Genomic DNA, 6,749 nt, shown 5'->3' on the forward strand with positions numbered 1-6,749 from the left:
CCGCCCAGGCGCTCGGCCCGACCGTCGCCACGGCGGCCGCCACCGCGATCGTCCGCCACTTGAAGCCGGTGCCCGCGGGGCCGAAGCCGAACAGGCCCTTGAACACGATCAGCGCCGCATCGAAGCTGGTGGCGCGGAACAGCACCCAGGTCAGCGCGACGAACAGGAACGTCAGCGCCCAACCGATCAGGCTTGGCAGCCGCAGGCTCGCCCGGCGGAACAGGATGCCCGCGCCGAGGCCGGCCCCGTGCAGCGCCCCCCAGGCGACGAAGGTCAGCCCGGCCCCGTGCCAGAGGCCGCCCAGCGTCATCGTGGCGAACAGGGCGCCGACCTGGATCGCGAGGCCGCGGCGGTTGCCGCCGAGGGGGATGTAGAGGTAGTCGCGCAGGAACCGCGACAGGGTCATGTGCCAGCGCCGCCAGAACTCGCGCAGCGACGCCGACCGGTACGGCACGTCGAAGTTCTGCGGCAGCACCAGCCCGAACAGCAGCGCGATGCCGAGCGCCATGTCGGTGTAGCCGGAGAAGTCGAAGTAGATCTGGAAGGTGAACCCCAGGGTCGCCTGCCAAGCCTCCGCCATCGTCACCGCCTTGCCGGCGGCGGCGGCCTGGAACACCGGGTTGACGTAGCCGGCGAGCGGATCGCCGAAGAACACCTTCTTCGACAGGCCGGCGACGAGCAGCATCAGGCCGCGCCCGATCCGCTCCGCCGCGTCCGGGCGCGCGTAGGGGCGCTCGTCGAACTGGTGCATGATCTCGCTCCAGCGCACGAGCGGGCCGGCGAGAACCTGCGGGAAGAAGGCGATGTAGAGCGCGTACTTGGTCAGCCCGAAGGCGGGCGCGCGGCCGGCCCGCAGGTCGGTCAGGTACATGATGTGGTGGAAGGTGAAGAACGAGATCCCCAGCGGCAGCACCCAGCCGAGCCGCGGCGCCTCGACGCCTGGAACCAGGCTGGCGAGGTCGGCGAAGAAGTCGAGGTACTTGAACAGGGCCAGCACGGCGAGGTTGGCGGCGATCGCCGCCGGGATCAGCCAGCGGGCCGGCGGCCGGACGAAGGCGCGGGCGACGAGCCAGTTCGCCAGGATCGAGCCGAGCAGCAGCGGCACGAACCGCACGTCCCACCAGCCGTAGAACACGAACGACAGCAGCACGAGCAGCGGCAGCCGCCAGCCCGGCCGACGACGCTCGACGAGGGCGTGCAGCGCGAGCGCCGCAGGGAGGAAGACGAGGAGGAAGACGAAGGAGTTGAACAGCATCGGCCAGGGCGGCGCGGCGGGGGACACCGCGACGGGCGGTCGTGCCGTCGGGCGGCCGCCTTGTCGGGGATCGGCCGGATCGCGTCAATCGATGCGGCGGCGCCTCAAGCCCCCGGACGGGTCGCGAGGTCGAGGGTGGTGGCCGTTCCGACCAGCACGGCGCGGATCCGGCTGTCGAGGCTGTCGGTGAGTTGGTCGACCCGCAGGTGCACCGTGCTCCCGGAATCCGAGCCCGTGACCCACAGGTCGTAGTTGAGCCCCTCGCGCCGGAGATGGCTGAGCAGCCGCTCCGATCCGATGCGAACGGCCTCGTTGTTCAGGGTGATGCAGCGCGCGTCCATGCTGTCTCCGATTGTTCCGGAGAGTAACGCACGAACAGGGCCTATCGATCGCTCGGTAGGCGCTACCGAGGATTAAAGTCATCGACAGGGTGAACGACGCCCTCAGCGCGCAGCATAGGTGTGGTCTGCGGCGGGAAAGCGTCCGGAGCGGACTTCGTCGGCGTAGGTGCGCACCGCCTCCTCGATGTGGGCGCGCAGCGAGCCGAAGCTCTTGACGAACTTCGGCGCCTTGTCGCTCAAACCGAGCATGTCCTCGAGCACCAGGATCTGGCCGTCGCAGGCCGCGGACGCGCCGATGCCGATCGTCGGGGCGGTCACCGTCGGCGACAGCGCGATGGCGTTGGCCACGGGCTCGACGATGCCCTCCAGCACGATCGCGAACGCGCCGGCCTCGCTGATCGCGCGGGCATCCTCCATCAGGATGCGCTCGCCGTCCGGCCCACGGCCCTGCACGCGAAAGCCGCCCATGGTGTTCACCGATTGCGGCGTCAGGCCGATATGGCCCATCACCGGGATGCCGCGCTGGGTCAGGAACGCGACGGTGTCGGCGAATCGCGCGCCGCCCTCCATCTTGATCGCGCCGGCGCCGGTCTCCTTCAGCACACGCGCGGCGTTCAGGAAGGCCTGCTCGCGCGAGGCCTCGTAGGACCCGAACGGCATGTCGACGACCACGAGGGCCTGGGAGGTGCCGCGGATCACCGCCTGAGCCTGGAGGATCATCATCTCCAGGGTGACCGGCAGGGTCGATTCCATGCCGTGCATCACCATGCCGAGCGAGTCGCCGACCAGGATGAAGTCGCAATACGGATCGAGGATGCTGGCGGTGTGGGCATGGTAGGCGGTGAGCGCGATGATCTTGCGCCCTTCGGCCTTCCGCTTGGCGAGATCCACCGCCATCACGCGCCGCGATTGCACGACCTGCGACATGGCCTCGAACTCCGTTTGTCTTGGCGCGGCCGTCGGGAACGGACCGGAACGCGATGCAGATCGGGAACGCCTGCACGTCCCTCATATAGGCTGCCGCGCGACAGGAATCCCGCTCGCGGTGCTCTTCGACCGGCTCACGCGTTCACACATCGCGGCGGATGAAGCGGGGGGTTCCCCTCTCCCCGCCCGCGGGGAGAGGCCCGGCTGCACCTCGTCGTGCAGCCGGGAAGCGAGAGGCGAAGCCGAAGCGGCGGTGAGGGGGAGGTGCCGGATGGGGCTCTTCCGTCGGGTCCCCCTCACCTTCGGCTGCCGCCTCGCTTTGTCGACGACACGGTCGACGAAGCCCTCTCGCCGCGTGCGGGCAGAGGGGATGCGCGCCTGCCGAGCCGACCGATACGGGGATGCGTCAGAACGATCGGGCTCCATCGAAGCGGCGCCGCGTCGTGATCCCCGCGGTTCAGCGGGCGGAGGACCGCTCCCCTGCCGCAGGGTCGGCCGCCCATTCCGCATCCTGCCGGATCACAGCGGTGTCGTGCTTGTCCTGCCAGCCCTCGATCCCGTCGGGGAACCAGTGCACGGCGGTGTAGCCCTGCTGGACCAGGCGCTTGCCGGCGTTCCAGCTGCCCCAGCAATCGGGATGGCAGAAGATGACGATGGGCTTCCCCTTGTCGCCGCCGGTCAGCGCCGCGACCCGCTTCAGGAACAACGCCTCGCGTTCGGCCGCGAGCGGTGCCGCGCCCGCGTTCGGCATCCAGACGGCACCGGGGACGGAGCGGTGGGCCGGCAGCCAGGGCCGGTCGGCCGGGAAGTTCGCCGGCTTGCGGTCGGCGAGCGCGACGTCGATCAGCACCGGCGCCTTCGCCATGAGCGCGTCGAGTCCGGCGATGTCGATCACGACGGCACCGCTCAAGGTCTTGGGGGTGTAGCCCTGCTGGACGCCCTCGTGCAGGCCCGCCGGCTCCGGCACGTTCACCGGCGAGTCGGCCGGCGCGGCCGCGAGGAATCCCGCGGCCAGAAACACCGTGGCGAGGCGGATCAGGCGATGGTCCCGGCCCGCGCGCATCAGTTGCTCGGGCTCGGCGCGTTGAAGCTATGCTCCCAGCTGCCGCCCTGGCTGTCGGAGGCCGCGACCTTGATCGGCTTGCCCGGCTCCGGCACCAGACCGAAGTTGATCACCGGGTTCGAGGCGATCGAGATGTCCCCGTCCATGGTGAAGACCACCTTGTCGCCGGCGGTGACGACGAGCTTGTTGATGTAGCGTGCCGGCGTGTAGTCGCGGGTCACCTGGTTCATCTGCATGCCCGAGAAGTTCGGGTGGCGGATCATCAGCGTCGCCTCGATCGGCTTGCCGGCCTGCGCCTCGCCCGAGAACTTCATCCGCATGTCGCCCATGCCCTTCATCGCCTCCTCGTCGCTCATGCCCATCGGGGCCGAGCAGCCCCCGGAGGCCTTCACGAACTTCACCGCCTCGTAGAGGCCGCCGTCCTTCGTCTCGGCGACGGCGTGGACGTTGGTGTAGTTGTTGACGCGCACCCGGAGCTTCAACTCGCTCGGGTCGCCGGCCGGGCCGAAGGTGAAGTGCGCGGCATAGGGCGACGGGTTGTCGTCGATGACGAAGTGCACCGCCTTGATCTTGTCCTTCTCGGGCATGGTCAGGGTGATCGGCACCAGCGCCGCGTCCATCGCGCGGTTCGGCGCGTCGATCTGGATCAGCGTGTCGGTCGGCTGGATCTTGCGGTCGCCGAACACCGACTTGGCGATCTCCTGCCAGCGCGCCGTGCGCTCGGCGTCGGTGTCCGAGGCGCCGGCCGCCAGGACCGGCCCACGGACGGCGGGGCCGGCGAGGATGGCGACCGACAGGCCGAGGCTCAGGATCAAAGAAAGGGCGGGCTTCATGGCGTTCCTCCGGTCGGATGAGAGATAAATCGGCTCGAGCCTCATTCCCACTCGAGCTCCTTGTAGGCCTCGGTGACGTTGCGGCCGTTGTAGCTGTCGAACAGGTCCCACCGTCCGCGCTCGGATTGCGCGACGGTCCGGACCGCCTTCTCGATCGACACATCGGCGGCGATGGCCTTGCGGGTCTCGTCGCGCAGCGTGGTCAGGTAGCGGGACAGCGCGTCGAGGCCGGGCGCCAGATCGACGGAGACCGGGCCGTGGCCGGGGACGGCGCGGGTCGCGCCCGAGGCCCGCAGGCCCTCGACCTCCTTCAGCCAGCCGTTGAGGTTGCCGTCGAGCGACGGGATGCGCCCGACCGAAAGCAGGTCGCCGGTGAACAGCAGGCCGCTGGCGCTGTCGACCATCGAGAGGTCGCACGAGGTGTGGGCGGTCGCATGCGCGGTGAAGCGCAGTTTGCGGTCGCCGAGGTCGACCTCGGCGCCGTCCTTCACCTCCTGCGTCGGGTAGACGACGCTGCCGGCCTTGTCGGCGCCGAGGATGTCGACCAGGCGCTGGCGATAGTAGTCGCCCCGCGCGTCGAGGGCTTCCCGCAGGCGCGCATGGCCGATGACGTTGGGCTTGTCGGCCATGAAGGCGGCGGCGCCGAAGCAATGGTCGGGGTGGACGTGCGTGATGACCACGTGCCGAATCGGCTTCGACGTGCGCTTCACGATCTCGGCGCGAAGCCATTGCCCGTCGGCGAGGCTGCCGCCGGATTCGGTGACGAGCACGCCGTCCCGGCCGACGACGAAGCCGATGTTGGCGATGGCGTCGTCGTTCTCGGGCGTCGCGTCGGCGTTCGGCCCGCGGCGCATGAAGATGCCGGGGCCGACTTCCTCCATCGCGAAGGAGGCGGCGGAGAACCCCGGCTTCGGCAGGCAGCACAGGCAGAACCCGCCGAACAAGGCGGCGCGGCGCGACAGCACGGCCTTCATCGGGCGCACCCTTCGCGGCTCGCTTCGGCGTGGCGCTGGACCGTTCCCGGCATGCCGGTCTCCCTGAATTATTCTTCCAACCATCTAGTAGGTAGATTTCTCGGTCGTCAAGTGGCAAGACGGCGGGAGGCGCCGGCCGGCGGCGCGCTTTCGACACGGCGTTCGACCCCACGATGCGAGACACCCGCACCGAGTTGCTGATCCAGGCCGAGACGCTGGTGCGCGGGCGCGGCTGGTCGGGCTTCAGCTACGCCGACCTCGCCGAGGCGGTCGGCATCCGCAAGGCCAGCATCCACCATCACTTCCGCACCAAGGACGATCTCGGCGCGGCGCTGGTGGCGGCCTACGGCGAGCGCTACGACGCGGCGCTGGCCGAGATCCTGAGCGCGCACCCGGCCGGGATCGACCGGATCGCGGCCTACGGGCGGCTCTACCTCGGCGGCGTCGAGCAGGGCCTCGGCTGCCTGTGCGCGGCGCTGGCCACCGAGGGGGACGCGCTGCCCGAACGCCTGCGCGCCGACGTCGTCGCGTTCTTCGCCCGCCACGTGTCCTGGCTGGAGCAGGTGTTTCGCGACGGCGCGGCGGACGGAAGCATCCGCCCCGACCTCGATCCCGCGACTCACGCCCGGCTGGTGGTGGCGACGCTCGAAGGGGCTCTGCTGCTGGAACGCCTGCTCGGCGGGCCGGACGCTTTTGCCGGAACGCTGACGGCGCTCACCGAGCGCCTGCGCTGACGCCGATCCGCGTCGCGTGCTCGATGAAATCGGCTTGCCGCCGACCGTCTGACGACGACTGTCGAGACGCCCCGCAGATTCAAGTCTTCTTTACCATGCAAGGATAGGCATAAAATCACGTCGCCCGATGTGAGCCGAACCCGATGTCCGTTGCCGCCTCGAAGATCGTCGGCCCACAGCGAACCGAGCCCGCCGCGTCGGCTCCGACGCTCGCGACGATTTCGGCGCTGACCGCAGGCGTCGGCCGGGTCGCGCACGAGAAGATCGGCCGCATCCACCAGATCACCGCCCAGGCCAAGATCCTGGCGCTGAACGCGCTGATCGAGGCCGCCCACGCCGGGGAGCACGGCAGGGGGTTCTCCGTGGTGGCGCAGGAGGTTCGCGGGATCGGCGCCGAGATCGAGACCCTCGCCCGCGAATTGGAGACGCAGCTTTCGGGGCATATCGACGAGCTCGGTCGCACCGTCGGAGCGATGGCCGTCCAGGCGCGGGGCGAGCGCATGGTCGACCTCGCGCTGAACGCGATCGAGCTGACCGACCGCAACCTCTACGAACGCACCTGCGACGTGCGCTGGTGGGCGACGGACGCCGCCGTGGTCGCCTGCGTCGCCGAGCCCGACCC

Annotated in this window: 8 protein-coding genes; 2 read left to right on the forward strand and 6 right to left on the reverse strand. The window is 69.8% G+C overall.

Going from position 1 to position 6,749, the window contains the following annotated elements:
• From FV222_RS14065 to FV222_RS14095, 6 genes are all read right to left on the reverse strand, one after another.
• The coding region (locus FV222_RS14065) for an MBOAT family O-acyltransferase (protein WP_147814742.1) at positions 1 to 1,255 on the reverse strand (1,255 nt) is incomplete at its 3' end.
• 104 nt (positions 1,256 to 1,359) lie between these two features.
• Positions 1,360 to 1,596, reverse strand: a complete 237-nt coding sequence (locus FV222_RS14070) for a hypothetical protein (protein ID WP_147764534.1) — start codon at positions 1,594 to 1,596, stop codon at positions 1,360 to 1,362.
• A 102-nt stretch (positions 1,597 to 1,698) separates the two neighbouring features.
• Complete coding sequence (panB, locus tag FV222_RS14075; RefSeq protein WP_147764533.1) at positions 1,699 to 2,523, reverse strand: 3-methyl-2-oxobutanoate hydroxymethyltransferase; 825 nt, start codon at positions 2,521 to 2,523, stop codon at positions 1,699 to 1,701.
• Between the two features lie 457 nt (positions 2,524 to 2,980).
• Positions 2,981 to 3,586: a rhodanese-like domain-containing protein gene (locus FV222_RS14085; RefSeq protein ID WP_147764531.1), complete on the reverse strand. Its 606-nt coding sequence runs from the start codon at positions 3,584 to 3,586 to the stop codon at positions 2,981 to 2,983.
• On the reverse strand, positions 3,586 to 4,419 hold the full coding sequence (locus tag FV222_RS14090) for a quinoprotein dehydrogenase-associated SoxYZ-like carrier (protein ID WP_147764530.1): 834 nt from the start codon (positions 4,417 to 4,419) through the stop codon (positions 3,586 to 3,588). Before FV222_RS14090 ends, FV222_RS14085 begins: the two co-directional genes overlap by 1 nt.
• 41 nt (positions 4,420 to 4,460) lie before the next feature.
• A complete protein-coding gene (locus FV222_RS14095) occupies positions 4,461 to 5,393 on the reverse strand; it encodes a quinoprotein relay system zinc metallohydrolase 2 (protein ID WP_147764542.1) in 933 nt (310 codons plus the stop codon).
• A 173-nt stretch (positions 5,394 to 5,566) separates the two neighbouring features.
• Between FV222_RS14095 and FV222_RS14100 the strand changes: the two genes are divergently transcribed.
• Together FV222_RS14100 and FV222_RS14105 are read left to right on the forward strand one after the other, a co-directional pair.
• On the forward strand, positions 5,567 to 6,127 hold the full coding sequence (locus FV222_RS14100) for a TetR/AcrR family transcriptional regulator (RefSeq protein WP_147752677.1): 561 nt from the start codon (positions 5,567 to 5,569) through the stop codon (positions 6,125 to 6,127).
• 143 nt (positions 6,128 to 6,270) lie between these two features.
• Positions 6,271 to 6,749, forward strand: a 479-nt coding sequence (locus FV222_RS14105) for a methyl-accepting chemotaxis protein (protein WP_147814740.1), incomplete at its 3' end; no start/stop codon positions are given.

Origin of the sequence: Methylobacterium sp. WL103, assembly GCF_008039885.1 — a bacterium.
Lineage (GTDB): Bacteria > Pseudomonadota > Alphaproteobacteria > Rhizobiales > Beijerinckiaceae > Methylobacterium > Methylobacterium cerastii.